General features: G+C 33.4%; 21 protein-coding genes. 10 read left to right on the forward strand and 11 right to left on the reverse strand.

The window, feature by feature from the left end; genetic code table 11:
* Positions 1 to 16: 16 nt before the first annotated feature.
* Complete coding sequence (abc-f, locus tag BMZ09_RS03835) at positions 17 to 1,921, reverse strand: ribosomal protection-like ABC-F family protein (RefSeq protein ID WP_090837663.1); 1,905 nt, start codon at positions 1,919 to 1,921, stop codon at positions 17 to 19.
* Between the two features lie 109 nt (positions 1,922 to 2,030).
* Between abc-f and BMZ09_RS03840 the strand changes: the two genes are divergently transcribed.
* Positions 2,031 to 2,435, forward strand: a complete 405-nt coding sequence (locus BMZ09_RS03840; RefSeq protein WP_090837664.1) for a DUF983 domain-containing protein — start codon at positions 2,031 to 2,033, stop codon at positions 2,433 to 2,435.
* Here the strand turns inward: BMZ09_RS03840 and BMZ09_RS03845 are convergent.
* The 7 genes from BMZ09_RS03845 to topA all read right to left on the reverse strand — a co-directional run bounded on the left by BMZ09_RS03845 (position 2,432) and on the right by topA (position 12,059).
* A complete protein-coding gene (locus BMZ09_RS03845) occupies positions 2,432 to 3,472 on the reverse strand; it encodes an NAD(P)/FAD-dependent oxidoreductase (protein WP_090837666.1) in 1,041 nt (346 codons plus the stop codon). The two genes, BMZ09_RS03840 and BMZ09_RS03845, sit on opposite strands and share 4 nt — an antisense overlap.
* Positions 3,473 to 3,578: 106 nt before the next feature.
* Positions 3,579 to 4,478 (reverse strand): type IX secretion system ring subunit PorN/GldN, encoded by a 900-nt coding sequence (gene porN / locus BMZ09_RS03850; protein WP_090837668.1) that lies wholly within the window; start codon positions 4,476 to 4,478, stop codon positions 3,579 to 3,581.
* Between the two features lie 42 nt (positions 4,479 to 4,520).
* The gene (gene porM / locus BMZ09_RS03855) at positions 4,521 to 6,059 is read right to left on the reverse strand and encodes a type IX secretion system motor protein PorM/GldM (RefSeq protein ID WP_090837671.1); all 1,539 of its coding nucleotides are present in this window, start codon (positions 6,057 to 6,059) and stop codon (positions 4,521 to 4,523) included.
* Between the two features lie 46 nt (positions 6,060 to 6,105).
* Complete coding sequence (gene porL, locus BMZ09_RS03860) at positions 6,106 to 6,738, reverse strand: type IX secretion system motor protein PorL/GldL (protein ID WP_090837674.1); 633 nt, start codon at positions 6,736 to 6,738, stop codon at positions 6,106 to 6,108.
* Positions 6,739 to 6,798: 60 nt separating this feature from the next.
* A complete protein-coding gene (gene porK, locus BMZ09_RS03865; protein WP_177183507.1) occupies positions 6,799 to 8,160 on the reverse strand; it encodes a T9SS ring complex lipoprotein PorK/GldK in 1,362 nt (453 codons plus the stop codon).
* A gap of 168 nt (positions 8,161 to 8,328) precedes the next feature.
* Positions 8,329 to 9,495: a formimidoylglutamase gene (locus tag BMZ09_RS03870; protein WP_090837675.1), complete on the reverse strand. Its 1,167-nt coding sequence runs from the start codon at positions 9,493 to 9,495 to the stop codon at positions 8,329 to 8,331.
* Between the two features lie 5 nt (positions 9,496 to 9,500).
* Positions 9,501 to 12,059 (reverse strand): type I DNA topoisomerase, encoded by a 2,559-nt coding sequence (gene topA, locus BMZ09_RS03875; RefSeq protein WP_090837677.1) that lies wholly within the window; start codon positions 12,057 to 12,059, stop codon positions 9,501 to 9,503.
* 155 nt (positions 12,060 to 12,214) lie between these two features.
* Between topA and miaB the strand changes: the two genes are divergently transcribed.
* From miaB to groL, 8 genes are all read left to right on the forward strand, one after another.
* Positions 12,215 to 13,663: a tRNA (N6-isopentenyl adenosine(37)-C2)-methylthiotransferase MiaB gene (gene miaB, locus BMZ09_RS03880; protein ID WP_090837679.1), complete on the forward strand. Its 1,449-nt coding sequence runs from the start codon at positions 12,215 to 12,217 to the stop codon at positions 13,661 to 13,663.
* Between the two features lie 5 nt (positions 13,664 to 13,668).
* A complete protein-coding gene (locus tag BMZ09_RS03885) occupies positions 13,669 to 14,589 on the forward strand; it encodes a hypothetical protein (RefSeq protein ID WP_090837681.1) in 921 nt (306 codons plus the stop codon).
* A 17-nt stretch (positions 14,590 to 14,606) separates the two neighbouring features.
* Positions 14,607 to 15,878: a sigma-54 interaction domain-containing protein gene (locus BMZ09_RS03890; protein ID WP_090837682.1), complete on the forward strand. Its 1,272-nt coding sequence runs from the start codon at positions 14,607 to 14,609 to the stop codon at positions 15,876 to 15,878.
* Positions 15,879 to 15,909: 31 nt separating this feature from the next.
* The gene (locus tag BMZ09_RS03895) at positions 15,910 to 16,413 is read left to right on the forward strand and encodes an LptE family protein (RefSeq protein ID WP_090837684.1); all 504 of its coding nucleotides are present in this window, start codon (positions 15,910 to 15,912) and stop codon (positions 16,411 to 16,413) included.
* A 5-nt stretch (positions 16,414 to 16,418) separates the two neighbouring features.
* A complete protein-coding gene (locus BMZ09_RS03900) occupies positions 16,419 to 17,333 on the forward strand; it encodes a hypothetical protein (RefSeq protein ID WP_090837685.1) in 915 nt (304 codons plus the stop codon).
* Positions 17,334 to 17,346: 13 nt separating this feature from the next.
* A complete protein-coding gene (gene secG, locus BMZ09_RS03905) occupies positions 17,347 to 17,697 on the forward strand; it encodes a preprotein translocase subunit SecG (protein WP_090837687.1) in 351 nt (116 codons plus the stop codon).
* Positions 17,698 to 17,841: 144 nt separating this feature from the next.
* Positions 17,842 to 18,120, forward strand: coding sequence for a co-chaperone GroES (locus BMZ09_RS03910; RefSeq protein ID WP_090837690.1), 279 nt, complete (start codon positions 17,842 to 17,844; stop codon positions 18,118 to 18,120).
* A gap of 103 nt (positions 18,121 to 18,223) precedes the next feature.
* The gene (gene groL, locus BMZ09_RS03915; RefSeq protein WP_090837691.1) at positions 18,224 to 19,858 is read left to right on the forward strand and encodes a chaperonin GroEL; all 1,635 of its coding nucleotides are present in this window, start codon (positions 18,224 to 18,226) and stop codon (positions 19,856 to 19,858) included.
* Positions 19,859 to 20,153: 295 nt separating this feature from the next.
* Here the strand turns inward: groL and BMZ09_RS03920 are convergent, their stop codons facing one another.
* The 3 genes from BMZ09_RS03920 to xrtF all read right to left on the reverse strand — a co-directional run bounded on the left by BMZ09_RS03920 (position 20,154) and on the right by xrtF (position 25,278).
* Entirely contained in the window at positions 20,154 to 24,107 is a 3,954-nt protein-coding gene (locus BMZ09_RS03920) for a LamG-like jellyroll fold domain-containing protein (RefSeq protein WP_090837693.1), read from the reverse strand.
* A gap of 199 nt (positions 24,108 to 24,306) precedes the next feature.
* Positions 24,307 to 24,735 (reverse strand): exosortase F system-associated membrane protein, encoded by a 429-nt coding sequence (locus BMZ09_RS03925; protein ID WP_090837695.1) that lies wholly within the window; start codon positions 24,733 to 24,735, stop codon positions 24,307 to 24,309.
* Complete coding sequence (gene xrtF / locus BMZ09_RS03930) at positions 24,736 to 25,278, reverse strand: exosortase family protein XrtF (protein WP_090837696.1); 543 nt, start codon at positions 25,276 to 25,278, stop codon at positions 24,736 to 24,738.
* 80 nt (positions 25,279 to 25,358) lie between these two features.
* On the opposite strand from xrtF, the gene BMZ09_RS03935 reads away from it, so the two are divergent.
* Complete coding sequence (locus tag BMZ09_RS03935; RefSeq protein WP_090837698.1) at positions 25,359 to 25,814, forward strand: GAF domain-containing protein; 456 nt, start codon at positions 25,359 to 25,361, stop codon at positions 25,812 to 25,814.
* Positions 25,815 to 25,980 lie beyond the last annotated feature (166 nt).

The raw sequence follows: 25,980 nt of genomic DNA on the forward strand, positions 1-25,980 counted from the left end.
AACCTAAAAGAACCGATTAAAACGCCTCTAACTGTGTCGTTATGTCTTCCCAATCTTCCATTAACTTAACTAATTGATCCTTTTTAGCTTGATAGTTTTCAAAAAAGTTGGGTTTGGCTACAACTTCATCATAGTTGGCTGCCATTTCTGCATCTATAGTTTTAATCTCTTTTTCAATTTGACCAATCTTAGATTCGCAATTACTTAATCTGTTATTTAAAGATTTTTGCTTTTTCTGGTCTTCGTATGATTGCTTAGGAGATTCTTTAGGTTGGCTTTTTATTATAGTACGTTTTTCTACCTCACGTAAATTCTCAACATTACGTTGCTCTAGGTAATAATCCACATCTCCTAAATACTTTTTAATGTTTCCATCTTTGAATTCAAAAACAGTATTAGTTAACCCTTTTAAAAAGTCTCTATCATGCGACACCAATATTAACGTCCCTTCAAAACGCTCTAAAGCATCTTTTAATACGTTTTTAGATTTAATATCTAAGTGATTTGTCGGCTCATCCATTATTAGAACATTAAAAGGTTGTAACATTAATTTAGCAAGCGCTAAACGGTTACGTTCTCCTCCAGATAATACTCTAACGTACTTCTCTGCTTCTTCACCTCTAAATAAAAACGACCCTAATATGTCTCTAACTTTACTTCTGTTAGTTTCATTTGCAGCATCAATCATTGTATCTAACACGGTTTTACTACCGTCTAGATATTCGGCTTGATTCTGCGCGAAATAACCAATCTGTACATTATGCCCTAGCTTTAATTGGCCATCATGCTTTAAGTCTCCCACCAATATTTTAGCTAAAGTCGACTTACCTTGTCCGTTTTGTCCAACAAATGCTGTTTTAACATCACGCTCAATTAATAAATCAACACCAGATAATACTTGATTCTCTCCATAGTTTTTAGAAACATCTTTAGCCTCTACTACTATTTTTCCTGGCGTAATTGAAACCGGAAAATTTAAAGTCATCACGCTATTATCATCTTCATCAACCTCAATACGATCAATTTTGTCTAATTTTTTCATTAAAGACTGCGCCATTGTTGCTTTACTGGCTTTAGCTCTAAACTTTTCGATTAACTTTTCGGTCTGCTCAATTTGTTTTTGCTGATTTTTTTGAGACGCTAATTGTTGTGTTCTAATTTCTTCTCTTAACACTAAATATTGGGTATAAGGTTTTGGATAGTCATAAATACGACCCAAACTAATCTCGATAGTACGATTTGTAACGTTATCCAAAAACATCTTATCATGCGATACAATTGCTACCGCTCCAGCATAATTTCTTAAAAAACCTTCTAACCAAATAATAGATTCTATATCCAAGTGATTGGTCGGCTCATCCAGAAGCAATACATCATTATTCTGTAATAACAATTTTGCTAATTCAATACGCATACGCCATCCACCAGAAAAAGTATCAGTCAATTTCTCAAAATCTTCACGTTTAAAACCTAAACCTTGTAGTATTTTTTCAGTTTCACCTTGATAATTATAACCACCAAGGATCTCATATTGATGTTGGATATCACTAACCTCCACCATTAAATCATGATAGGCTTCACTTTCGTAATCCGTACGTTCTGTTAACTGCGTATTGATATATTCAATTTTAGCTTCAATCTCCTTTATCTCCGTAAATGCTTGATATGACTCCTCAAGTACAGTTCTACCTAATACAAAATCAATATCCTGCTTTAAAAATCCTATTTTAAGTGTTTTATCTGCAGCAATTTGACCCGAATCTGGCTCAAGCTCTTTAGATAAAATTTTAAGCATAGTAGATTTACCTGCACCATTTTTACCGATAAGCCCTACTCTATCTCCATTTCCTAATTTAAATGTGATATCTTCAAAAAGGTATTCTCCTTGAAATGAAATTGATAAATTATGAATATTTAGCATGAATTGTGACTTATGTTACTTAAAATTGAAAGAATAAAACTTAATTTTGTTATTGAAGTGACTTACTTCAACACTGATTTTTTTTGAATTGCAAAAGTACACATTTATTATGTTTAAAAAAGGCTCTAGATTATACTCAATTTTTACAGGCGTTTGTCCGAAGTGTCATGAGGAATCTATGTATACCGATACCAACCCATATCACGTTAGTCAACTTTTTAGTATGCACGAGCGTTGTAGCCATTGTAATACTAAATATAAGATTGAGCCCTCTTTCTTTTACGGCTCTATGTATGTTAGTTATGGCGTAGGTATTGCGTTTGCAGTTGCTGCTTTTATTATTAGTTATTTCTTTTTGGGAAGTACACCTAATATTGCATTTATTGCCATTGTTGTCACATTAATTGTATTCTATCCGATAATAGTAAGACTTTCTAGAAATATTTGGATTAATATTTTTATGAGCTATGACAAAGTATTGGCTGCAAAAGCGAAGAAGAAAACTACTAATTAGAAAAAACGGCTACAGTCAATTTCTTGATCAAGTGGTACATTTTTTTCTATAAAATCAAATAACTGATTGGCCACAAACGGAGCAATCATAACGCCTCTTGATCCTAAACCATTAAACAAATACACATTTTGATTGGTTTGATGTCTTCCTACTAAAGGTTTTCTATCTTTTACTGTTGGTCTGACACCCGCTACTTGACTAACCACTTGGAAATCGCAATCTACAAATGTTTTTAGCTTGTCTAACAGCATATCCCTAGCCTCCTGAGTAATTGTATTTGTTTTGTCTTTTTGCTCGTAAGTAGAACCTACACGATACATATCATCACCTAAAGGAATAACAAATACACTTGATTTTAATACGTAGTCTAGTTTTAAATCTGGCGCATGGATAGTTAAGAGTTGCCCTTTAGTACCACCTAAAGGTAAATCTTTAAAAAAGGGGTTTTGTTTTATACCAAATCCTTCTGCAAAAACAATATGTTTAGCAGTAATAGTTTTGTAAATAACACCGCTATCTTCGATAACTAAGTCTGCATGATTAAAGCTATCTGTTACTAATAAATTATGTTCTAAAAGGTAACCTTTATAGCTATCGCTTAATTGTTTTGTATCTAATCTTCCTGTTTGTAAAACTTCACCTAATTTAAAATCTGCATTAATTTTAGGATTAGCATTGTCAAATAAAGACGTGTTTAAAAATGGTTTTAACCCCACTTTATCTGAAGCTGCAAACCAATTATTCTGTTCTTCTAAAGAGGTAAATCTTCGTTTGACAGGTATTTTATAATCAAGACTAACACCTAACTTATCTTCCATTTTTTTATAAACTGGTAAAGCAACTTCTAATTGTGCTTCACTTTTCCAAACTGGCGTAAAACGTTTTAGCGTTACAGGGTTATATAATCCACCTGCAACAATTGACGACTGCTGCGAACTATCATCAAAAACAACAAATGTTTTATCTTGTTCTTTAAGTTTTTCACAAAAAGAAATACCCGCTAAACCACAACCTACAATTATATAATCTACATTCATATTACAAAAATATACTATCTAAACGGATATTTCATTACTGTAATAAAACAAAAAAAACGCTCACTATAATAGTGAGCGTTTTTTAAATATTTTAAACTTGATTCTTTTAGTAAGACCACATGTCCAACTCAAAGTTTCTAATTTTTTCTTTAATTCTTTCAGATTCCATTAACTGCATTAATGCATTTTCTGCCACATACTCTTCAACCTTACGATCTCCAAATACATTTTCCTCTTTATAGATAACACTATTAAAACGTCTAGAGTTTAAAATGTGATCAAATGAGAATGGCATAGCACTATTCTTAGCGTTAAACGCTTTTGCTTCATGCAATACATCTCTTGCGTCTGGAAAGAAAATCCAGAATAAAGGAATAGGCTCTTTATTTGCTTCATCATTAGAGTTAACATAGTTAACATCTGGTGCAGCAGGAGCTAAACCTAATAACCTGTACTTTAATTCCCCTTGGCGCTTATCAAAATACCAAAGACCTTTAATTAAATAAGCAGAAACATCGTAAGACGAAATAGTTGTAGTTGTAATATATTCTGGATCTACATATCCATCAGCATTTAACTGATCATATCCAATATCCATAGTATCTACAGCTGTTCTAATTTGAGCTAATTCACTTTTAGTACGTCTTCCAGTAAAATAAGAATCGTTATAAACGTTTTCAATCTTACCTTCATCAATAGCCTTAGTCAATACATCAAATAAAGAACGTCTTTCGCTTCCAATATTATTTGTATCCACAGGATAGTATAAAGGAAAGTTTACACGCTCGTCCAAAATAACTTTTTCCCAAGTCATTTTAGCAAACATAATATCTCTATCATCAACATAACCATATTCTAAAGGTTTGTCATTATCCAACGCTTTTTGTTCTGCTGTTCTAACACCTATCTCTGATGGAGATTTAGCATTAAGAATATTAGATTGCGCAACTGATTGAGAAGCAAAACACACTCCGAATACAACTGCTAATAAAGATTTATAATTCATCTGAAAATTGTTTTTTAATATTTTATTAATCAAATAATTTGATTAGTTAGCTACTTCAATAGCTATTGGACTTGCTGGCTTAATTCTTGGTCCTCCTGAAGACTTCGATTTAATATCAAATATTTGAACAGCATCTCCACGTCTTGCTTTTCTTAAAGCAGCTTTAGCTTGACCATTTAATTTGTTTCCAGATACGTTAACAGTTGCCTGTCCAGGTATCTTGATTTTAAATGATGTTACTGTTAATGGTAAATCAAAATCAAAATCTTCTAATTCTGCTTTAATTGTTCCAATTTCAATGTTATTTCTAGGTAAAGATCCTTCAGACTTTCCAGCAATAGTACCAGAAGGCTTTGGAATATCTTTAATTCTAAACTTAGCATTGTCTGACACTTTAGAACCATCAGGTAATGTTCCTGTAACGTTAATAGTTACTTCTTTACCTGTTCCAGGTGTCATTGTATACTTACCACCACCTCTAGATGTTAATCCAGAACCTGATGCATTTACTTTATTATCCGGTACACCTGCAAAAGAAATAGTCATTGGGTTAGAAACCCCTCTGTATACTACATTCATTTTGTCTGCAGAGATAGTTGCTGCATTAGGCTTAGGAATTACTGCATAAGAACTTGAGAATGGTAATGTAATGATAGAATCTCCTTCTTTAAATTGAAACTCTCCAGAAATTTTTTGCTCACCAACTCTACCTGCAGGAAACTTTAAAAGTGTTTCTCCAGCTTTCATTGCGTCAGCACCTAATTCCTTACCATTTACAATTACTTTATCAGCACGTAATGTTTCATCTTTTTTCCCTAAAACAATCTTACCCGTAAACTGCTCTCCGTTAAAGAAAGCTGTTTTATCAGCGACTACAATTGCTTCAAAGTTTGTTAAAGATGCTTCTACTTTAAGCTTTCCAGCTAACATAGAAGATAACATCTCTGCTTCTGTTGTTTTAATATCAGACTGTAATTGCGTCATTTTAGTCATAGAAGCTACTAAAGGATAACCTTTATAGTGGTAATCTATCCATTCTAGATTTTTACCATCATTGTTAGTTACTTTATCTGTAGCAAATTTCTTTTCAACATCTGCTGCAATATCTTTAAGATCTGGATTATTTGCTAATACCGCTTTAACACCATTTCTATAATCTGCAATTTTTGCTACAAACTCATTTCCTGCTGGAGTAATTTTATCTCCATTAAAGAATTTTTGATCTAACCAAGCTGTACCATCCATAGTTTGATAGTTACTTGGATCTTTTACAGTAGACATCATTTCACCTTTTAAACCTTCTAAGTAAGTACTTAGATTAGATCCCAAAGTAGTAATTTGATCTGCTTGATCTTTTAAAGGTTTATACTTTGCTGGTTGTTCAGACACTTTATCTGCTAAACCTTGCATAAATTGTGCATTACGCACATCTGCTGATTGGTTGTTGTCTATTAACTTTGCATTCATTAAACCGAATGCTGATAATACTTCTTTTGACATATTCATTGCAATCATTGCAATAAATACTAAGTACATCAAGTTAATCATTTTTTGTCTTGCGGACTGTTTTCCTCCTGCCATTTCTAATTAGTTTTAGTTGTTAATATTAGTTGATATTAATCACTAATTAGTTTTTGTTCATTGCAGATAACATTCCACCATATACTCCATTTAAAGAAGATAAGTTAGACGCTAAAGATTGCATTTGCTCTTTTAATTTACCTGCATTTTCAACAGCTTCTTCGTTAATTGATGCTTGACGACTAGCGCTTTCCATCTGTACTTTATAAAGACTATTTAAAGACTCCATTTGAGCAGCAGCTAATGTCATTTCTTCACCATATTTTTTAGTTGCAGCCATAGAATCTACAGTTGGAGAAATTCCTTTTGCAGCTCCTTCGAAGTTTTTAATGCTTTCGCCTAAGCTAGCCATTAATTCACCATCTATTTTTGCGTCTTTTAATAAGTTGTCTAATTTTTTAGATAATAAACCTTCAGCATCTTTTGGCTCTTCTTTAGATTTTTTAGCTCCTAAAGAAGCACCTCCTGCTAATTCAGGATACACTAATGACCAATCTAAATCGCCGCCTTGCTTTTCGAAAGCTGAAATCATAAATACAATTGCTTCTACGATCATACCAAGAGTTAAAATTTCAGAACCATAAGGCCAGTGTTGAATTTTAAATAAAGCTCCAATAATTACAATTGCTGCTCCAATTCCATACACCATGTTCATTGTTGAAAATTTCTTTTGTGCCATAATTTCTAAGTTTTAGTTGTTAAGTTTTTTTTGTTAGTTAGGTTAATAGTATTGTTAGGATTATTGTCTTGCGTTAGCAGTAACATCTGTTCCCATATAATCTTGTACTGTTCTGAAACCAATATAGCTTCTTGCAGAATCTGAATATTCGTAATCTCTTGAACTTACTTGTAAGTAATAAGCAACATCTTTCCAAGAACCACCACGAACAACTTTACGTTTGTTACTAGGGTCGTTTACACTTGGGTTAATTGTTGATGCATACTCATAAGATGCCGGATCGTAAGAAGAGTCTACCCATTCTGATACGTTTCCTGCCATGTTATATAAGTTAAAATCGTTTGGCTCGTAAGCATCAGCTTCTACAGTATATAAAGACTGATCTGCTGCATAATCTCCACGTAAAGGTTTGAAGTTAGCCATAAAACATCCTCTGTCGTTTTTAGCATATGGTCCACCCCAAGGGAAAGTTGCAGCTTGCAAACCTCCTCTAGCAGCATACTCCCACTGTGCTTCAGATGGTAATCTATAACGACCTACGTTATGGATTTTTCTAGATCTTCTGTAATCATTATGATATTTTGTTCTCCACTCACAAAACGCTTTAGCTTGTTGCCAAGACACACCAACTACTGGATAGTCACTGTAAGCATCATGCCAGAAATAATCGTTATGCATTGGCTCGTTATAAGAATAAGCAAAATCTCTAATCCAAGCTGTAGTATCTGGATAAATCTCTACTTCTTCTCTAACTATAACATCTTTACGTCTTAAGTTTTTGTTTTTTGCTGCTTTAGAAATATCCATGTAAGTATACTGGAACTTGAATTTAGTTACATCCCAAGTACGTTGTCCATTATAAGATTCTTCTAAAGGTAAATACATCGTATCCATAACCTCAACATAGTATTCATCTGGGTATTCTGAGGTATCAAAAAGTAACTCAGCTTCGTAATTAAGCTTTCTACCTTCGTAACCTGTTTCACCTAAACCACTATAGTTATCAATCATATACTTTTCGTAAGCAGACATATTGGTAGTATCTGCATCTTTAAATGCAAACTCTCCAACACCACCATCAGCAGGTGTCATCCCTACCTCATCAGCTAAAATTGCTAACTTAGTACGAATTGTTGAATCTCTTACCCATTCTACAAACTGACGGTACTCACTATTCGTGATTTCCGTTTCATCCATGTAAAAAGATGCGACAGTAACTGTTTTTGCTGGAGCGTCTTGGATTCCTGCTAAATCATCATCTGCTTTACCCATGATAAATGCACCACCAGGGACTAATGTCATCCCGTAAGGTTTTTCTGGGTGCCATTTTTTTCCTTTAGCACCTACTAGCTGACCTTTGTCTTTTGATCCACAACTTACTAATAGTGCGAAAACCGCTGTTAATAATACAAACTTCTTCATATTCATTGAAAACTCGAGGTTAATTTGAACTCTTAAATTATTTAAGAGCGTAAACATATTTATATATTTTTTAAAAAACAACTTTTTAATCAAAAATAAACCCATTTAATCGTAAAAATTTAACATTTTAACGATTTAAAATGTACTTTATCTATTCGTCTATAACGATTATACACTGTTTTTTTGATACGCCTTATACCATCTTTCTGGGATAATATCATTACAAGCATCCAAATAATCTTGATGGGTGCATGGTAATAACGTATGTTTTTTTAATTTATTATTAACATTTGCTAAAAATGGTATTTCTATCCACCAACGTCCTGTTTTTGTACTCTTATAAAATATTAATTCATGCGACTCCGCTAATGTAATAAATTTTTGATGATTTTCTGACTTAGAAAAATCATCGTCATTAACTCTACAATTAACACCTTCTATAAAATACCAAATCATTTGTGATACTAACATTGCTGTTATCTCATCATCTTGAGATGGTTTGTATTCATAGATACCGAATGAACTAACCTTATTACTTATCCCTGCGTAACGCGCTACTGCACATATCTCTTTGCCATCCAATCCATTTGGAGACACCTTTTGTCTTAAACTAACTTCGGACGCCTTTAAAGCGCCCAAATCAACGGTAACAATATTAGCATCTCGCATTACTGGCTCTACCAATGTAATGTCATTAGACACCTCTCCCAATCTATAAGATTCGAAATATAGGCGTTCCATTAAATCTATTTCCTCTTGGCTATTAAAATAAGTCTGATATCCGACTATCGAATAATTAAATAGGTTGTACGGCTCGTCTAATACAATTTTTCCTACAAAACTAGTATTATTTATCGGCTTAGACGTATCGCCTAAATCAAAGGATTTATCGACATTAACAATGTTTACCATTGGTATCAAACTATCATAAGCACGATAGGCAGAGTATGTAAGATCTTGACTACCTCCGATAATAATTGGAATAATTTTATTCTCAACCAATAACGTCAATGTCTCTTTTAATGCAAAATAAGTATCTTCTGCTGTCTCTCCCTTTTCAATATCACCTAAATCTACAACATTTGTACCCCAATTACCAGGATACAATGTGTACAGCGATTTTCTAATTTCGTTTAAATTAAAATCCTCACCGATGTAATTAATATCATTTCTGTTTTCTAAAACTCCTAGAATAACAATCTTAACGTTATTTAAATCTGGAATCCCCTGTTGCTCAGAATGAATTTTAATTTTTTGACCTAAACATAAAGGTGATAATAATTGATTATGCGCTAAAACAGTATCTGAAACTGGAGATAGAAAATTAAAATTCATTTATATTACTTCTTTTTTGCTGTAGTTTTTTTCTTTGCTGCCGGCTTCTTGGTAGCCGTCTTTTTCGTTGCTGCCTTCTTTTTAGCTGGTGCTTTCTTCTTTGCAGCTGCTTTCTTTTTAGGTGCTTTCTTTTCTATAATATCTTGTACTTCTTCCAAAGTTAAAGCTGCTGCATCAACTGTCTTAGCCAATTCTATCTTAACTTTTCCTTTTAGGATATTATGTCTTCCCCAACGTGCTTTTTCAACACGGATTCCTTCTTCTTCCCAATTATGGACAACCTTATCTATTTCTTTTTGAATTTTAGCATCTACTAACTCTTCAATCTCTTCATTAGTTAAAGTATCCCAATCGTATTTTTTATTAACGTTGATAAACAAACCGTTCCATTTAATAAATGGTCCAAAACGCCCTTTTCCTTTAGTTACACCATGATCTTTGTAATGGTATACTGGCGCGTCTGCAATTTCTTTTTCTTTAATCAACTCAATAGCATCTTTAAGCTCGATACTTATTGGATCTTGACCCGGAGCTAAAGACACAAACTTTTTACCATATTTTACATAAGGTCCAAAACGCCCATTATTCACCTCAATATCTTCATCTTCATACTGACCTAAAGTTCTAGGTAGTTTAAATAAATCCATTGCTTCTTCATAGGTAATACTACCTAATTGCTGATCAGGACTTAAACTTGCAAATGTTGGTTTTTCTTCATCATCTACCGTTCCCATCTGTACCATAGGACCAAATTTACCAAGACGCACACTAACTTGCTTTCCTGTTTTTGGATCTTTACCTAAAATACGCTCACCAGATTCTCTATCTGCATTTTCCTGAACATCTACAACTACTGGATGAAACTTCTTATAGAATGTTTTCATCATTTTTTTCCAGTCCTCTTTACCTTCGGCAATATCATCAAACTGACTTTCTACCTTTGCGGTAAAATTATAATCTAAAATACTTTCAAAATGGTTAACTAAAAAATCAGTAACAATCATACCAATATCTGTTGGCACTAACTTACCTTTATCTGAACCTACTTTTTCCGAAAGCATGTTATCCTTTACTGTTCCTTCTTCTAATACTAATTGTGTATACTCGCGCTCCACACCATCTATAGCACCTTTTTCTACATAATTCCTATTTTGAATTGTCGAAATTGTTGGTGCATAAGTAGACGGACGTCCAATACCTAACTCTTCTAGTTTCTTTACTAAAGAAGCTTCCGTGTATCTGTAAGGCGCACGACTGTAACGCTCAGTTGCTGTAATATATTTATTTAGTAAGGTCTCATTAGTCTTCATTGCAGGAAGCATTCCTTCTTGCTCTAGATCTTCATCATCTGTCCCTTCTAAATAAACTTTTAAAAATCCATCAAATTTAATAACCTCTCCATTTGCTGTAAACGTTTGGTTATGCGTGTTTGCTTCAATTTTCACGTTTGTACGCTCTAATTGTGCTTCACTCATTTGCGATGCGATGGCGCGTTTCCAAATTAAATCATATAAACGTGCTTGATCGTAATCTATATCAACACTGTGTGTTTTAAAGTCTGTTGGTCTAATCGCTTCGTGAGCCTCTTGCGCCCCTTTAGACTTTCCTTTAAAATTACGCTCCTTACTATATTCTTTACCGTAGGCTGCTACAATTTCTTTCTCTGCTCCTTTTCTAGCTTCATCAGATAAATTAACACTATCTGTTCTCATATAAGTAATCAAACCGGCTTCGTATAAACGTTGTGCCATGGTCATGGTTTTACTAACAGAAAAATATAATTTACGTGATGCTTCTTGTTGTAATGTTGACGTAGTAAATGGTGCTGCAGGAGATTTTTTAGCTGGCTTTTTAGTTAAGTCTGCTACCTTAAAATCTGCGCTTGCGTTACTTTCTAAGAAATCTAATGCTTCTTTTTTAGTCGAAAATGTTTTTGGTAATTTAGCTTTAAAAGACTGCCCTGCTGCATTTGAAAATTCAGCATCCACTCTATAAGATGCTTCTGGCGTAAAATTTTGAATGTCGCGTTCACGCTCTACAATTAATCTAACAGATACTGATTGTACACGACCTGCAGACAAACCTCCTTTTACTTTACGCCATAATACCGGAGACAACTCATAACCTACAATTCTATCTAATACACGACGGGCTTGTTGTGCATCTACTAAATCGTAATCAATTTGTCTTGGGTTTTCAACTGCTTTCTGGATTGCAGCTTTAGTAATCTCATGAAAAACAATACGTTTTGTTTTATCTTTATCCAAGTCTAGAGATTCTGCTAAATGCCATGCAATAGCCTCTCCTTCCCTATCTTCATCACTTGCTAACCAAACCATTTCGGCTTTCTTAGCAAGTTGTTTTAATTTTTTTACTAGTGCTTTTTTATCTGAAGAGACTTCATATTTTGGATCAAAATCTCCTTCTACATCTACTCCTAATTCTTTAGATGGTAAGTCAGAAATATGCCCAAAACTGGATTCGACTTTAAAGTCTTTTCCTAAAAATTTTTCAATTGTTTTTGCTTTTGCAGGTGACTCAACTATTACTAAATTCTTCGCCATTCTTCGATTTTTATGAGTGCAAAGGTATATCAAAAAAAATTTATCATCCTAATTTAATAAGTATTAGCTAAAATTTTAGGTCTGTCAGATTGTCATAATTTTAAAATAATCCTATCTTTGCGTGCTTATTGGAGATGAGTGATTTCAATATATTTATGGAAAAGACAATAGACGAAAACAAACAAGGCGAAACATTAGTAATAGCTAAAAACGAAGAAAACACAAAAAAGCTTTTTATTGAAAGTTATGGTTGTGCAATGAATTTTAGTGATAGCGAAATAGTAGCCTCTATACTGCAAAACGAAGGTTATAATACAACACAAAATCTAGAAGAAGCAGACTTAGTACTAGTTAATACTTGCTCTATTAGAGACAAGGCAGAAGTAACTGTACGTAAACGCTTAGAAAAATATAATGCTGTAAAAAGAGATATCAACCCTAACATGAAGGTTGGTGTTTTAGGGTGTATGGCAGAACGTTTAAAAAGTAAATTTTTAGAAGAAGAAAAAATTGTAGACTTAGTTGTTGGACCTGATGCATATAAGGACTTACCTAATTTAATTGCAGAAGTTGAAGACGGACACGATGCAATAAACGTGGTACTATCCAAAGAAGAAACTTATGGAGACATCAGCCCTGTCCGTTTAAACACCAATGGTGTTACTGCCTTGGTATCTATAACTAGAGGTTGTGATAATATGTGCACGTTTTGCGTAGTTCCTTTTACAAGAGGAAGAGAACGTAGTCGTGATCCACAAAGTATTATAGAAGAAATTAATGATCTTTGGAGTAAAGGCTATAAAGAAATAACACTTTTAGGTCAAAATGTAGACAGCTACCTTTGGTATGGTGGTGGCATGAAAAAAGATTTTGACAAAGCTTCTGATCTAGAAAAAGCTACAGCAACAGACTTCTCTAAACTTTTAGAGCTATGTGCTACTGCACAACCAAAGATGAGAATCCGTTTTAGCACATCTAATCCGCAAGACATGCATCTTGAGGTGATAAAAATGATGGCAAAATATGATAATATTTGTAATCACATACATTTACCTGTACAAAGTGGAAGTGATCGTATTTTAAAAGCAATGAATCGTCTGCACACAAGACAAGAATATTTTACGTTAATTGATAATATCAAAAAAATAATTCCGAATTGTGTTATAAGTCATGATATGATAACTGGTTTTCCAACAGAAACTGAAGAAGACCACCAAGATACATTAAGCCTAATGGAGTATGTAAAATATAATTTTGGCTATATGTTTACGTATTCTGAAAGACCAGGAACCTTAGCAGAACGTAAATTTGAAGATGATGTTCCTGAAAAAACTAAGAGTAGACGTCTTAGCGAAATTATAGCACTACAACTTAAGCATAGCGAGTTTAGAACTAAACAGTTTATAAATACAACCGTTGAAGTGTTAGTAGAAAAAGAATCTAAAAAATCTAACCAAGAATGGTCTGGACGCACACAACAGAACATTGTTGCTGTTTTTCCTAAAGGCGAGTATAAAATTGGAGATTTTGTAAACGTAACTGTAACAGATTGCACAAAAGCAACACTAATAGGTGAAGCTATTGGAAAATCAAATAATAATTAAGAATCATGAAAAAAGTATTAGTTTTATTATTATCGTTAAGCCTATTCACAGCTTGTAATGACGAGCCTGTTGAAGGCTACTTCGCTGCTCTTGATAGCGATGAAGGTACAATTCCTGGAAACACTTCGGACGAGCTAAAATTAGCAAGCTACACCTATGATGTTGAGACAGAAGCTCCGTTTATCGGGCCACTTATTCTTAACTCAGACTTTAATTTTAATGATGACAATAAGGTAAACACTTTAAATGTCGAAACTATTGCATTTGGCTTTCCTTTTACTACTACTGGAACTGTAATAAGAGATACAGATGGTAAAATTACAGCAATACAGACTTTTGACGGTAGCGCATTAGTAAGTCAAACAGACATCTTTTACTCTGCAGGCAATACAATTTCTCAAATAACACATGACGATTTTGATGATAACGCAGAGGATTACACCTTTAATTTTACAACATTAAATAATCAAATTACAAAAACAGAACCTGGCAACCCTGTCACTACTGTATATACTGCGGATGGATCTGGTAAATTAATAGACAAATCTTCTTTTGAAGCTGGAGAACTTATTCAATCAGAAATATTAACTTATGATGCTAATGACAATTGTATTTCTGTAGTTTCAACTGGAGAATTCAACAATACAACAACATACGGATTTGATAGTTTTTCAAACCCATTAAAAGATGGATTCAGCGATCAGTACTGGTTATCAATTCTAGACGATGATTACGAAGACGAAGCTGGGCCAGCAATAGTTCAATTTCATGGTAGTAACAACTGGAACTCTGTATCATCAGAAGGTACAACCGTAACTTTAATGATTAATTACGATAGCACTAACAGAATTACATCTAGAAGTGGTGTATTTTCTTTAAGTGGTATTGAAATAGTACAAGAAGAAGCCTTTAATTACGTTAACTAAACACTTTCTGAGTTTACATGGAATCAATACAATCTATAAAACAACGTTTCGGAATTATAGGAAACAGTCCAACTTTAAATCGCTCTATTGAAAAAGCGATGCAAGTTGCGCCAACAGACATCTCTGTTTTAGTAACCGGAGAAAGTGGTGTTGGAAAGGAGAGTATTCCAAAAATAATCCATCAACTCTCTCACAGAAAACATGGTAAATATATTGCTGTAAACTGTGGTGCAATACCAGAAGGAACTATTGACAGTGAGCTTTTTGGCCATGAAAAAGGAGCCTTTACTGGTGCAACAGCAACTAGAAATGGTTATTTTGAAGTAGCCGATGGTGGAACTATTTTTTTAGATGAAGTTGGAGAACTGCCCTTAACTACGCAAGTACGTTTACTAAGAGTTTTAGAAAATGGCGAATTTATTAAGGTTGGATCTAGTAAAGTACAAAAAACAAATGTGCGTATTGTTGCAGCTACAAACGTGCACATGTTTGACGCTATTAAAAAAGAAAAATTTAGAGAAGACCTATTTTACCGATTAAGCACGGTTGACATTAACCTACCGCCTTTAAGAGAGCGTCAAGAAGACATCCATATATTATTCAGAAAATTTGCTAGTGACTTTGCATTAAAGTACAAAATGCCTACTATAAAATTAACTGATGACGCTGTACAATTATTAATAAAATATCGCTGGAGCGGAAATATTAGACAGCTTCGTAACGTTGCAGAACAGGTTTCGGTATTAGAACAAAACAGAACCATTAGCGCAAGCACACTTCATAGTTATTTGCCTGTTGGTAGTAATTTACCTGCTGTAATTAACACTACCAAATCAGAAAGCGATTTTGGAAGTGAACGTGAGATTTTATACAAAGTATTATTTGACATGAAAGCTGATTTAAACGATCTAAAAAAGCTAACCATGGAATTAATGAAAACTGGTAACGCTAAAGAAGTACAGAAAGAAAACGAAGGTTTAATTCAGAAAATCTATGGTGAGAACGATAGCGATACTGAGTTTGATGAGCATGTAGAAGACATGGAAGTGTTGTCAATATCTCAAAATGCAATGCAACCACCTAGCACAATAGAAACTGAGAATACACAAGATAAGTACCATTTTGCTGAAGAAATTGAGGAAGAAGAAACGCTATCGTTACATGACAAAGAGTTAGAATTAATCAAAAAATCTTTAGAGCGTCATAAAGGCAAAAGGAAGCTAGCTGCCGAAGAATTAGGAATTAGCGAACGTACACTTTATAGAAAAATTAAGCAATTTGATTTATAATATCACGTTGTAATTCTAAACAAAAACTAAAATGAAACAGTTTAAATATATATTATTACTATTAATATCATTTACCATATTTGGTTGTGGCGCGTATTCTTTTACTGGAGCAGATATTGGTACCGCAAAAACATTTCAAGTTAATTATTTTAAAAACACAGCCAATTTAATAGATCCAGGATTGGACCTAGACTTTACAAGAGCATTACAAGATTTAATACAAGATCAAACCAGTCTAAGTCTAGTTAATTCTAGTGCCGATTTAGTTTATGAAGGTGATATTACAAATTACAGAATCTCTCCTACTACTGCTACCGCTAATAGTACAGCTGCTCAAAACCGCTTAACCATAGGTGTAAAAGTAAGATTTTACAATAAAAAGGATAGTGAAAAGGATTTTGAAAAATCTTTTTCATTCTTTTATGATTATACAGGAAGCGAATTATTATCTGGTACAACAAAAACATTGGCTTACGAAGAGATCTTTGAACGTTTGACACAAGATATTTTTAACGCATCACTTGCAAACTGGTAAACCTAATGACTAGCCAAGAATTAACAAACGTATTACAACTACCACAAGTAGTAACTGCAGAGCAGACCGCTATGTTGGGTTCCATATTGGAAGAATTTCCTTATTTCCAATCAGCACGTGCCGTTTTTCTTAAAGGCTTAAAAAACAAAGAGAGTTTTAAATACAATCAAGCATTAAGAGTTACAGCTGCTTATACAGCAGACAGAAGTATATTGTTTGATTTTATTACAAGCGACACCTTTAATCAAAATGAAATTTCGGAGTATATTAAACAAAACGCTGACTATATTAATAGTTTAGATGTTTTTGTAGAAGATATTTCTGTAAATAACACAACATCTACAGACCCAACCTTAAAGCAGCAACTTGAGGAGACTAGAAGTATACTTGATCCTGATTTATTTCAACCTAAAACAGAAACACAACCTGTCATTAGCTCAAATTTAATTAAAAATGAGACTACCAAAACAGAAAATGATGCGTCCCTAAATTCAAGTAAAAAAGAAATTGAAGACTTTTTAAACATTGGAAAACCACTTCAATTTGAAAAAGACGAAACTCATAGTTTTAATGAATGGTTGAATATTGCTAAATTCAAACCAATACAACGCGAACCAGAAGACCCTTTGAAGGAAGAAGCAAATTTAGAACGCGCTAAAAAGTTTGATTTAATAGATCAGTTTATTATCAAAAACCCTAAGCTCGAAGCTAAAAAAGCAAAGGTGTCGACACACAACATTGCGCAAGCGCAGATGATACAGTCAGACGAATTAATGACAGAAACATTGGCTCGTATTTATGTCGAACAAAAAAACTATAAAAAAGCGATTCAATCTTATAAAATTTTAAGTTTGAAATATCCAGAAAAAAGTGGTTTCTTTGCAGACCAAATTAAAGCAATAGAAAAATTACAAGAATAAATAACAAATTATAATGAGCACATTTGCAATCTTTTTGATCTTAATAGTAATAGTAGCATTTCTACTAATAGTTGTAATTATGGTACAAAACCCAAAAGGTGGAGGTTTATCTTCTTCATTTGGTGGCGGTGGTACACAACAACTAGGTGGTGTTAAAAAAACAACAGACTTTTTAGATAAAAGTACTTGGACATTAGCTACTATCTTACTAGCATTAATATTAGCCTCTAGCTTAGGTATTGACAAAAATGGTCAATCTGCAGAATCTAAAATTTTAGAAAGCGACAGTATTGATTTACCAACACCAACTGCTGCACCTGCAACAGATGATGCTGCTAAAGTAATAGATCCAGTTACTGAGTAATAAGCTATCACTAAAACATAACAAAAAATGCCAACTTTATAAGTTGGCATTTTTTGTTTCTGCAAGTTTGTCAGTTGTACTCTATTGGCACATTTTTAGCTTATTATTAAGCACTATAATTATAATTAATTAAACATATATATTATGAGTAAATTAAACATTAAACCACTTGCAGATCGTGTGCTAGTAGAAGCACTACCTGCCGAAACACAAACAGCTTCTGGTTTATACATACCAGATACAGCACAAGAAAAGCAACATAAAGGAACAATCGTTGCAGTAGGTAACGGTAAAAAAGACGAACCTTTAACGGTAAAAGTTGGAGATACTGTACTTTACGGAAAGTATTCTGGGTCTGAAATCAAATTAGAAGGAAAAGAATACCTAATGATGCGCGAAGAAGACATCTTGGCAATTATCTAGTCTGAAATTTCAAAAACTAAAAACTAATTTAAATATTTTAATTGATCTTCAATGGGCAACCATAAGTTAGAAATAACAATTAAAATCTCAAAATAATCTTATTATGGCAAAAGACATAAAATTTGATGTAGAAGCACGTGACGGTTTAAAACGTGGTGTAGATGCATTAGCAAACGCAGTAAAAGTAACTTTAGGACCAAAAGGAAGAAATGTAATTATTGGACGTTCATTTGGAGCCCCAATAGTAACTAAAGATGGTGTGAGTGTTGCAAAAGAAATAGAATTAGAAGACCCATTAGAAAATATGGGGGCGCAAATGGTAAAAGAAGTTGCTTCTAAAACTAATGATTTAGCTGGAGATGGAACAACTACCGCAACTGTATTGGCTCAAGCAATAGTTAAGGAAGGTTTAAAAAACGTTGCTGCGGGTGCAAATCCAATGGATTTAAAACGTGGTATTGATAAAGCTGTAGAGGCTATTGTTGCTGATTTAGCAAAACAATCTAAAGAAGTAGGAAATTCTTCTGAAAAGATTAAGCAAGTGGCTTCAATTTCTGCTAACAATGATGACGTTATTGGTGATTTAATCGCTAAAGCATTTGGTAAAGTTGGTAAAGAAGGAGTTATTACTGTTGAAGAGGCTAAAGGAACTGAAACATACGTAGATATCGTTGAAGGAATGCAATTTGACAGAGGGTATTTATCGCCTTATTTTGTAACTAACAGTGACAAAATGGTAACTGATTTAGAGAATCCTTACATTTTATTGTATGATAAAAAAGTATCTACAATGAAGGATTTACTTCCTATTTTAGAACCTGTTGCACAATCAGGAAAACCATTATTAATTATTGCTGAAGATGTTGATGGAGAAGCATTAGCAACATTAGTAGTTAATAAATTACGTGGTTCTCTTAAGATTGCAGCTGTAAAAGCGCCAGGATTTGGAGATCGTAGAAAAGCAATGTTAGAAGATATTGCTATTTTAACTGGAGGTACTGTAATATCTGAAGAAAGAGGTTTTACACTTGAAAACACGACTTTAGAGATGCTTGGTACGGCAGAACGTGTAACTATTGATAAAGACAATACAACTGTTGTAAACGGTGCAGGAGACAAGAGCTTAATCAAGAATAGAGTTAACCAAATTAAAGCTCAGATCGAAACTACAACTAGTGATTACGATAAAGAAAAACTACAAGAACGTCTTGCTAAATTAGCAGGTGGTGTTGCTGTACTTTATGTAGGTGCTGCTAGTGAAGTAGAAATGAAAGAAAAGAAAGACCGTGTTGATGATGCTTTACATGCTACTCGTGCTGCAGTAGAAGAAGGTATTGTTGCTGGTGGAGGTGTTGCTTTAGTTAGAGCAAAATCTGTATTGAATGACATTACAACTGAAAACTTAGACGAAACTACAGGAATACAAATCGTAGCACGTGCTATTGAAGCACCGTTACGTACTATTGTTGAAAACGCAGGTGGAGAAGGTAGTGTTGTTGTTTCTAAGGTCATGGAAGGTAAAAATGACTTTGGATATGATGCAAAAACTGAAACTTACGTAGACATGCTTAAAGCGGGTATTATCGATCCTAAAAAAGTAACAAGAATAGCATTAGAAAATGCTGCTTCTGTTGCAGGAATGATATTAACTACAGAGTGTGCTTTAGTAGATATTAAAGAAGCTGCTCCAGCTGGAGGCGGAATGCCAATGGGTGGAGGTATGCCAGGAATGATGTAATAAAAACATCATCTATAAATACAATAAAAAGGCCTCAACATTAGTTGAGGCCTTTTTATTTGGATTCTGATTTATATGACTTAAAACTATTTTATAGTAACGAGATTCAAATTACCATGAATATGATATTAATTACTGATATCAATTAGAAAGTTACTATTATTACATACAACTCGAATAAACTAGTCTTCAAATTGTAATTAGCTTACTTTTAGATATTAGATATTAGATATATTACCATAAAAAAAAGCCTCAACATAAAATATGTTGAGGCTTTTATAATCTTTTACTCTATTTAATTAATGGTTACTTTTTTAGAAAGTACACGACCATCTTTTAATGTTACATCTACGATATAAACACCTGTACTCAAATTATTCAATTTCACTCCTGAACTCGCCTGAGTAGCATTTACATTAGACAAACGCATTACACTCTGACCTAACATATTAATTAAATTCAACCCTTTTATATCTTGATCTAATCCTTTAATGTGTAATTGATTTAGGTTGTTATTCACAAATATTGAAACATTGTTTATTGCTTCAAAATCCTCATTAGATAATGACTGCTCCATTTGAAAAACAATTTTTAAACGATCCGCATCGTCACCAGCTTGAGCAGTAAAATTATAATCTCCTGATCGTAAATCGTGATAAACACCTTCCAAACTATCATATATATAAATCTCTTGAGAAGCATCTATATTTTTAGTTTCTGTCATTTTTATAGTATACATCGCTACTGCTTCACTTTTCAATCTTAAAGCAACTTCCTTGTCAGATTGAATAGTAGAATACCCTTGAATAATATAATCTTCTCCATCTAAAGTAGATAATAAATCATTTGCAAAAACTTCACTAGCTCTAGCATCATACCCATAATCAAAAGCATCATCATTAATATCCTCTCCAAAACCAAATAACAATTCTCTACTTAGGTCATTAGACGTTACAAACTCTAATCTTATTATCTGAAGTTCGGATGCTTCAGTCTCTTGGTCCGCAACAGCAGTCGTTCTTAAAAATTCTGATTCTCCCGAAGCTTCTGTCTTAAAAACTCTTTGACTATTATTAAATTCTACATTACCACTTCCAACAATCTCCGCCATAAAACCTTGTGCAACTGCAATATATCTTTCAGGTGTTTTAAGACCCGCTGCACCACCAGTAGTTGCTCCATCTAAACCTACAAATTGATACGCCTTTGTACCTCCAATTTTATTTAAAGTAGCATATCCTGCTTGGTATTGACTTAACACATGACTTTCTCCAGCCCATTGCTCCCAGAAATAAACAGCTCCATTAATAATTCCTGCGTTATCATCTATAAATGCATGAACATCTAATGCTGAAGGATAAGGATTACCTAATAAATATTCAGTTTTACTTGTACCTCCTACAGAACCGGGACCTCCTGTATCATTTACACTTACTAAAATTTCTCCATTATTTGGCTTACCTTCAAATATGTATTGAAAATCACCACTTCCAACACCTGTTCCTTTTTGCGTATAGCCCACACCTGGTTCTATTGGAGACGATTCATTTAAGCCAGCCCAATCATAATAGGTTACTCCATTTTTAAAAGTATATAACCAATAGGTACTTAATGTCGCTGGCGTTGTTACCGCAGGAGAATATCCATTAGTAAACTGAATAGGACCATTAGCATCCCTTAACATATCAATTGAAAAATCTGTATTATTTGAAGTTGTACTTTCCACACCTACTGGCGAGCTCCAATAATTATATCTAAATAAATTACTAGTCCCTTCTTGACGTCTCACTATGTTACCAGAACTTGTTACTTTTAATTCACTTAGTTTAGTTTGCACTAATTGAGACTCTTCTTTTAAAATTAAAACCCCATTTAATTCTAAATACCAATAGTTATTGATTTCGTTACTTCCGTTAACAATAAGTCTTTTATTTTCATCTATAATCAATCCTAAATGTGTGTGTGACGCATTTGTTGTAACTCTGTTTTTTATATGAACTATGGACCAATCTTTATTTGGTAAATTTTCAATATCCCAAACATCTCCATGTAACCATGTACTCTCATCAATCCATGGTCCATTAGAAACACTCTCATAAGGCATTGGAGCGGTTTGTTCTTGAACAGTCGTAATATGATTTAATTTTAAAACGTGAGAATTATTAGACTCGTCATAAGTTACACCATTAACAATATTTGTCATTGGATAGTAAGCTTCTAAGGCTGACCAAGGTACTGAAGCTCCTGATGTAAAATCTATAATATCTTTCTCTATTACAGTTCCTCTAATAGTACCTGCATTATTTTTAATTTCTTGATACACCATACTCTGTAATTGATCTGATGTTAAAGCTTCTTTAAAAACTCTAACTTCGTCAATATTACCATCTAAATGCCCAAAACCTGCCTCACTTGTATTTGTAGGATATCTTCCTACAGTAAATTCTCTTCCAGAATATATATGATCTGAACCATTAAAATTTTTAGTCAATAAAACTGAATTTAATAATGGATCAGTTTCTGTACCAACTAGTTCTCCATTAACATATAACTTAATTGAAGATGTTGCAGCGTCAAAAACACCTGCTATGTGATACCATACATCACTTTCAATTTTCAAATTAAGTAAAGGGTCAGGCGAAGCTGTAAAATTATTACTTGGATAATTGCTAGAGGATGTAACTTGATCCTGAGTAAGAACAATAAAGTTTGGCACTCTACCATTACTAATATAAATACGCATATTTTCTTGACCCGCAATACTAAATAAGTTGGGCAAAGCGTTATTATCTCCTTCTATTTTAACCCAAGCCATAATTGTTGCTTTAGACCAATCACTAATAAAATTAGGCGCATCTAAATAATCATCAACTCCGTCAAAATCAATTGTATTTGACCCTACAAAACCAGTATTATCATCTCTATAATCTAAATCTCCTCCGGTAGACGCATCCGCATCAAAATCTCCAAAAGAACTAACTAAATTCGGCACATCTCCAATTGTTACTTCATCATTAGAATCATAAACAGCAGAAATAACATCAAAGTTATCATCTAGTCCATCTCCATCAGAATCTGTATTAGCTACAATATTAGCATGTCCATTTTCATTAATATCTAAAATACCATCATTATCAGTATCTGTATCTAAGTAGTCAGGTAAATCTGTACCATCCGTATTTACGGGCGTAAATCCTGAACCATAATTTGTATATAATCCATTAGAACCTACAACACCACTTGGCGCTAAATAACCGGTAGTTGTTTGTGCTTCTACATTATCAGGTATTCCGTCCTCATCAACATCTATATCTAATTGTGGCTGACATAAAAAGCTGTAAGCAAATCCATCTAAACCATGAGGATCATGAGTCCCTCCTACTAACGCTCCTGCCGTCACGATATGTCTAATCTCAACATGACTAACTAATTCACTAGTTACAAAACCAATTGTATTTTCAATATTTTGACCAGCCGAAACAACTCCCTTTGAAACTCCATTTGCATCAAACAACTCAATAACACCAACTAAGTCATCTCCAAAATAAGTATCACTATAATAGGCTATTAAATCCCCATCTGCATACACCTCGTAATTCATTACTCCCGCACCTGCATTGGTATCATAAGCATCAACAAAATCAAAACTAAATGAAGCCACAGGCTCCGTAAAATTTATGTGTACTGAATAAAAATCACCAGTTTCAGCAGCAACTTCTGGCTTAACATAAAGACCATGAGATGGACCATCTCCAGAAGTAAAACCAGCACTTGTAGTTGTTCTAAACAAATTAATTCTAGGAGAACTTGTTCTTCTATAATAATTATCTTCAAAAGACAAAGTACCATTAGCAAAAGTACCGACGCTAGTATTTGCAGAACCAGCAGTCCAAGAAGACGCCGGAAAAGAAAAATCAGAAGCACCATTAAGCACTGTTAAAGATTGCCCTCTACTAAACACTTCCTCTTGGTATCCAGATTCTTGATATCCTAATCCATTGGTGTTAGCACTGATTGTAAAAACTTTATATTGATTAAGCTTCCAAGCTATTTGATCTGTTTGCGGACTAGCAGCTCCTGCAATAGCAGGACACTCAACAGTATCAAGTATACCATCATTATCATCGTCAACATCTAGTCGATCAACAATACCGTCATTGTCAAAATCTGATTCTTGTGCTTGTGTTGTAAAAGAGACACAAAACATGGCGCATAAAAGCACACTGAAAAACAAAGTAGTTTTCTTCATAGGTTAAAATATTAGATTTGAGGGATAAATCATTCTCTCGGGCAAAGAAAACGATTATGATACAAAAGTAACTTTTACCAATGCTTAAAAAAAACTAACCCGCTTAAACGCAATAATAACCGCTAAAAAACACAAATATGCGTATATAATCGCCAAACAACACCACTAAGTGGTTGTTAGTCAACCAAAAAACATTTAACTACTGGTTAAGTCTATTGTAATAAAATGCAGGCAATAACAACAACAATAAGATGGGCTGAATCAAAAAGCGTCTGATATTAAAAAAGAGATAATAGTTTTCTTGTTTAGGATCTAGTACGTAAAAAAGAAACAACGGAATTAGAATACAAAAAGAAACACCATACACTAACGCAGAAAACTTAACAATACTAATATCTTTAAAAAAGAGGTACAATACTAATAAAGACAACCCTGTATTTACAAAAAATCTAAGAGCCGTACTAGCAACTAACTTTAATGTTTCTTGCCTAGGAGAATCCATATATAGATAGTCATTCTGAAAAAACAACAAATACGGATCATAAAACAATTCGTTTTGAAACCATCTTACCAATGCAAGTAACAAAAACACAAACGCTATCCCTATATATTTAGAATACTTACCCATTTACTTATTTATATGAGAAAAACGGTTAACCCAAAACATCCAAAGCAAAAATACCATACCATATATCATCGCAGGAAAAATAACACTATGTAATATCTCCTCTCTCCAAGGGTAATGATACAAGCCTATTGATAAAATAACAATTCTAATTAAGTTAACTACATACAATAGCACACTACCAGTAAGAATATAAATAAAAGTAGTTTTAAATCTACCAGCAAAAGCAATTATAAAAGCAATAAATAAAATAATAATACTTAGACCATTACAACCTTCTATAACTCTGGCCACATATTTACCCTCAACAACCACCTTTACAGAAGGCTCATCCGGATGTGGCATCATTTGTGTTTTATACCCAACAACCTCTAGTAAGTTTTGAGATTGCTCCGCGACCAAACTGGTAAATAAATCAGGATAATAGGCACCGCCTTTAGAAAAATCTAAGTAATAACTATAAGCTAAACTTAGCACGCCGTAAACCAATAAAAAGGTTAAGATAAATTTTATAACGGGCTTATATTTTAAGAGCAATGCTTTCAATTAAAAAAGAATAAATTTTAAGATTTTTTAGGAGTTGAAATTACGCCTTTTTAAATACTTTTACCAAAATTTTCAAATAAATGACATTCGAAACTTTAAAACCTCAAATTGAAACTATTGTTTCTAACACAACAACTACTACTGATGATAAATTATTACAAATTTGTCAGTTATTAGACCAAAACATCTCGTATTACAACTGGGTTGGTTTCTATTTTAAAAATGGAGATAAAAACGAACTTAAACTTGGACCTTACGTTGGCGCTCCAACAGACCATACCATTATTCCTTTTGGAAAAGGTATCTGTGGTCAAGTTGCTGTTAGTAATGAAAACTTTGTAGTACCTGACGTCGCTGCACAAGACAATTATATAGCTTGTAGTATTACTGTAAAAGCAGAAATAGTGATTCCTATATTTGTTAATGGCGAAAATTTAGGTCAAATAGATATAGACTCTAATACTCCAGACCCATTTACGGAAGCTGATGAGCGCTTTTTAGAATTTGTTTGCCAAAAGGTAGCAACATTATTATAACATATATAATTACAAATTCCGGAAGCTACTAATTATTACAATTAACAGCTTCCGGAATTTGATATTTACTACTGCTTGTTAACAACTTAGTGTTTTAGTTGAAAAACCACTATTTATTTTCAACTATACCAATTTACTTTTACTTAAATTTGCTTGCTTATTAACA

Source organism: Olleya namhaensis (genome assembly GCF_900114005.1).
Classification (GTDB): Bacteria; Bacteroidota; Bacteroidia; order Flavobacteriales; family Flavobacteriaceae; genus Olleya; species Olleya namhaensis.

Coding starts and splice junctions, on each gene's coding strand:
- miaB (WP_090837679.1), top strand. CDS start 12,215: ATGGAAAAGACAATAGACGAAAACAAACAAGGCGAAACATTAGTAATA.
- BMZ09_RS03900 (WP_090837685.1), top strand. CDS start 16,419: ATGACTAGCCAAGAATTAACAAACGTATTACAACTACCACAAGTAGTA.
- BMZ09_RS03895 (WP_090837684.1), top strand. CDS start 15,910: ATGAAACAGTTTAAATATATATTATTACTATTAATATCATTTACCATA.
- groL (WP_090837691.1), top strand. CDS start 18,224: ATGGCAAAAGACATAAAATTTGATGTAGAAGCACGTGACGGTTTAAAA.
- porL (WP_090837674.1), bottom strand. CDS start 6,738: ATGGCACAAAAGAAATTTTCAACAATGAACATGGTGTATGGAATTGGA.
- BMZ09_RS03845 (WP_090837666.1), bottom strand. CDS start 3,472: ATGAATGTAGATTATATAATTGTAGGTTGTGGTTTAGCGGGTATTTCT.
- BMZ09_RS03935 (WP_090837698.1), top strand. CDS start 25,359: ATGACATTCGAAACTTTAAAACCTCAAATTGAAACTATTGTTTCTAAC.
- BMZ09_RS03925 (WP_090837695.1), bottom strand. CDS start 24,735: ATGGGTAAGTATTCTAAATATATAGGGATAGCGTTTGTGTTTTTGTTA.
- BMZ09_RS03885 (WP_090837681.1), top strand. CDS start 13,669: ATGAAAAAAGTATTAGTTTTATTATTATCGTTAAGCCTATTCACAGCT.
- porK (WP_177183507.1), bottom strand. CDS start 8,160: ATGAAGAAGTTTGTATTATTAACAGCGGTTTTCGCACTATTAGTAAGT.
- BMZ09_RS03920 (WP_090837693.1), bottom strand. CDS start 24,107: ATGAAGAAAACTACTTTGTTTTTCAGTGTGCTTTTATGCGCCATGTTT.
- BMZ09_RS03870 (WP_090837675.1), bottom strand. CDS start 9,495: ATGAATTTTAATTTTCTATCTCCAGTTTCAGATACTGTTTTAGCGCAT.
- BMZ09_RS03910 (WP_090837690.1), top strand. CDS start 17,842: ATGAGTAAATTAAACATTAAACCACTTGCAGATCGTGTGCTAGTAGAA.
- topA (WP_090837677.1), bottom strand. CDS start 12,059: ATGGCGAAGAATTTAGTAATAGTTGAGTCACCTGCAAAAGCAAAAACA.
- porN (WP_090837668.1), bottom strand. CDS start 4,478: ATGAATTATAAATCTTTATTAGCAGTTGTATTCGGAGTGTGTTTTGCT.
- porM (WP_090837671.1), bottom strand. CDS start 6,059: ATGGCAGGAGGAAAACAGTCCGCAAGACAAAAAATGATTAACTTGATG.
- BMZ09_RS03840 (WP_090837664.1), top strand. CDS start 2,031: ATGTTTAAAAAAGGCTCTAGATTATACTCAATTTTTACAGGCGTTTGT.
- abc-f (WP_090837663.1), bottom strand. CDS start 1,921: ATGCTAAATATTCATAATTTATCAATTTCATTTCAAGGAGAATACCTT.
- BMZ09_RS03890 (WP_090837682.1), top strand. CDS start 14,607: ATGGAATCAATACAATCTATAAAACAACGTTTCGGAATTATAGGAAAC.
- secG (WP_090837687.1), top strand. CDS start 17,347: ATGAGCACATTTGCAATCTTTTTGATCTTAATAGTAATAGTAGCATTT.